Below are 3,540 nucleotides of genomic sequence, written 5' to 3' on the forward strand. Positions count from 1 at the left end.
TTCCGAACAGAGAAGTTAAGCCCGCCAGAGCCGATGGTACTGCAGTAAAATGTGGGAGAGTAGGTCGGTGCCCAATCTTAAAGTTAAACCCGTTATCCAAAAGATAACGGGTTTCTTTGTTTAGGAATCTTTTTTGTCCGTAAGACAGAAAGTCCGCAAGTCCGTAAGACGGAACGGATGATCACAGAACTTCTTCCGGTCTTAGCTGGCTCCCCGTCTTTCCGACTATCCTCCCCAAGCGTTCACGTTCACGGCCGTGAACACCCGTGAACATTGTCAATATCCTTATAATCAGTGTATTGCTATAATGCCTACTGACAATATAACGCCACCACTTTTGGTAGTTACAATATAACCCGTATACCTCCTGTAACCTTACTTATGGATCCTGAAACAGTTCAGGACGACAAGGCAGCAAACTGCCAACTATAAACTGCTAACTTCATACCCCAACACTACCAAGCCCATTCGTGGATGGCCGGACAGGCGCAACCCGTCTATTTTCAACAAAACAGAACTAAACTTTAATCGGTGTGTTGTTTTAAAAAACATATACCATGAAAAATCCATTTAAAAAACACGATAACAGCAATAAATTAATAGCAGGTTTGGCGCTCGGGGCAATTTTTGCAGGGGCCATTGTATACCTGTATATTAAACGCAAAGCAGATATAGACGCAGCTGCGGCCGAACTTAAAGAGAGCGCTCAGGATTACCTAAAGGAAAAAAGAAAACAAGCGAAAAAAGCGAAAACGGATGTGAGCGAGCTGGCAGACATTGTTCGTCATTAATTATTGCTTAATATAATGCAGGGCTGTCCATCCTGTCCGCCAATCCCATACCTGCGAACGGACTACCCTAAACCCGATAGCAGCGGATACCGGCCCTCTTGCACCTAATGCCTGCGGGCGTATGAGCGTATAGCGGGGCTACCATAACCTATGAAATGCTGGTGCTGATTTACTAAAAATACCTTTTACAACGTATTACCGCTGCGATTGGTGATCACGCGGTAAACTATCCAATCGTCGGTTTCAAATACCTTGCGGAAGTTTACATTGGGAATGGTGCGCTTAACGCTAAAGATGTATTTTTCATTAAGCTGTGTGTAACCGGATACTATGTTTTTGGCGGTTGCCACTACTATATAATCCACATACTTATCGGGCGACTCCAAAGCACTCAGGAAGTTACTTTCGTAGGGTATTATAACGGGCTTTATATCATGGGTAAAGGCCACTATACCGTAAGCAATGGCATCGTCAAGCAACACGTGCGATTCGGTTGGCAGGCTGTTAAGATAGTTGGCCACATCTACATTGTCTGCCTGGGTCTTATCTTGCTGGCGGTTAAAAAAGGCGTTTGCAAAGTTTTGCTCTTCGGCTATGGATGATGTTCTTAAATAGTACCAGCCAAAATACAGCTGCACCAATACGGTTAGCAGGAGCAGTATTTTAAAACTCTTGTGGTTTTTAATAGTATGGGCTTTAAAAATTACACATAAATAGGCCAGTATTAAAAATATCATGTAGTACTGGTAAGCCAAAAATACTTTATCGTATTTAATGTGCAGAAATTCGATAAACGCGAAAGGGATGAGTATGGTTAATACCTGGTAGGTACTTTCCCTAAAAAGGTACATGGCAATAAGTATCATGGGGCAAAACAGTACCACACGTGCCGATAGCAGGATAGAGGTTTCGGGTATTTTGTAATTAGTGTTGGTGGTTAACTGATCGAAACTTAGTTTATCTATTAATACGTTCCATGTGGCATAGGGGCTTTCCGCAAAGTAATTAAGATCATTTGCGTGGGTAAGGTTAAGCAACTTGTAGCATAGCACGGCTGCCAGGGGCAAGCTGAACAATATGATGTAAAGCGCGAATGTTTTATTGATGAGCTTACGCCTTAAAGACGGGCTGTTGAAGCTTATGAACAGCCTGAAAATTGATTCCTGCTCGCCCAGGTTTAAGCTGTTTATGGTGATAGATAACACCAGCGGTATAAAGAAAAGGGTAAGCCAGATGAACTTATAATCGCAAAATATTAATATGACCAGGCATAAACTGGCAATAGATACGTGGAAGGTTGTGTTTGACCGGTAAAACTTAAACAGGTTAAGAAAGAACAGGAAGAAAAAGATAAGTACAAGATATATGCTTTTACCAGAAGCCGCGGTGTAAATTATACCCGGATGGAACAGAAACAGGATAAGTAAGAGCCATATGTAACCATCGTCATTAAGGCGTTTGGCTACTGTTGTAGCTATTATGTAAAACAGCGCGGCAGTACCCACGGCCGAAGCCAATACCGGCGCCAGTGTAGTGCTAAATATGTTAAATAAAAAAGTAGCATAGAATGGTAGTATGGGGGATGTTAGGCCCATTACTTTTAGGCGGTTACCTAATCCTTCGAAAACTATTTTAGATTTTTCGATATAGAATAACGACTCGTGGTTGTAATACCCCAGGTTGTTTAAATATATGCCGCATACCAGGTAATAAATAACCAATATAAAGGCAAGTATAGATAGGAATATGGTACCCGTTAGCTTCATTATTTTACAATGTTTGTTGGGCTGTTAACTTTACTTAAACCATGATTGGTTTTTTCCCAGTAAAAGGGTTTTACTATCAACTGATATAAGCCTTTATAAGCGGCTACAGAGTGCATTAGCCAATATATAGGGTTTGCTATTGCAAACAATATTAACTCGTAATAACGCCTTTTAAACACCGCTATCATGTTTATATATATCATAAGGATATTGCCTACCATAAGGTTAAATATAGACATGAACAGCACCCAATCTGGAAACAGGGTACGGATGCTGGAAAGATCAAACACAACATAGCATATAAAGAAGGTTAGCAGCAGTGGATATACCAGGAAGGTAACCGGCGTTGCCCCGATAAAAAAGTTAAAACCCAGGAACCCTTTCCAGCCAATTTCTTTCCACAGGGCAACCGGGTTGCGCATGTGTACCAGGTAGGTTTGCATATAGCCCTTTATCCAGCGGCTTCGCTGGCGAATCCAGTTAAAGGGTTCGTTGTTGGCCTCTTCATATGTAGTGGAGTTGATGATGGCGATCTTATAACCTTTTGCATAAGCACGAACGCCAAGGTCGGCATCTTCGGTTACGTTGAAGGGATCCCATGCGCCAAGTTCAATTAGCTCTTCCAGTTTAAAGTGATTGCTTGTACCACCCAAAGGGATAGGGATATCTAATGTATCCAACCCCGGAAGCATGTAATCAAACCAATAGGAGTATTCAAGGGTGAACATCCGGGTCAAAAAGTTCTCGTTACGGTTAAAGTAGTTTAGCGCGCTTTGTACGCAAATGTATTCGTCTGGCAATTTGCCAAATAAGGACACTACTTTTTTAAGCTGATCGGTATCGGGGATATCCTCTGCATCGTAAATGGTTAGATATTTGCCGCGCGCAAAGTGCAGGCCGTAGTTACATGCCTTTGGTTTGGTTTTAGGCATGTGAAAAGGCACCACTATTACCTCAAATATGGCAGGGAAATCCAGGTTTTT

3 protein-coding genes are annotated in these 3,540 nt (G+C 42.0%); 1 reads left to right on the forward strand and 2 read right to left on the reverse strand.

Annotated features, from left to right (window positions below; all coding sequences use genetic code 11):
- The first annotated feature begins 557 nt into the window (after window positions 1-557).
- The gene (locus JWQ85_RS11550; protein ID WP_299468047.1) at window positions 558-791 is read left to right on the forward strand and encodes a hypothetical protein; all 234 of its coding nucleotides are present in this window, start codon (window positions 558-560) and stop codon (window positions 789-791) included.
- A 185-nt stretch (window positions 792-976) separates the two neighbouring features.
- Here the strand turns inward: JWQ85_RS11550 and JWQ85_RS11555 are convergent, their stop codons facing one another.
- Both JWQ85_RS11555 and JWQ85_RS11560 read right to left on the reverse strand, forming a co-directional pair.
- Window positions 977-2,557: a hypothetical protein gene (locus JWQ85_RS11555; protein ID WP_299468049.1), complete on the reverse strand. Its 1,581-nt coding sequence runs from the start codon at window positions 2,555-2,557 to the stop codon at window positions 977-979.
- A partial coding sequence (locus tag JWQ85_RS11560; RefSeq protein ID WP_299468051.1) for a glycosyltransferase family 2 protein occupies window positions 2,557-3,540 on the reverse strand: 984 nt, incomplete at its 5' end. The genes JWQ85_RS11560 and JWQ85_RS11555, both read right to left, overlap by 1 nt.

The sequence above is a fragment of the Mucilaginibacter sp. genome, from assembly GCF_028288105.1.
Lineage (GTDB): Bacteria > Bacteroidota > Bacteroidia > Sphingobacteriales > Sphingobacteriaceae > Mucilaginibacter.

Excerpts from the sequence above, each read along its gene's own strand:
- JWQ85_RS11550 (WP_299468047.1), top strand. The coding sequence starts at position 558 with ATGAAAAATCCATTTAAAAAACACGATAACAGCAATAAATTAATAGCA.
- JWQ85_RS11555 (WP_299468049.1), bottom strand. The coding sequence starts at position 2,557 with ATGAAGCTAACGGGTACCATATTCCTATCTATACTTGCCTTTATATTG.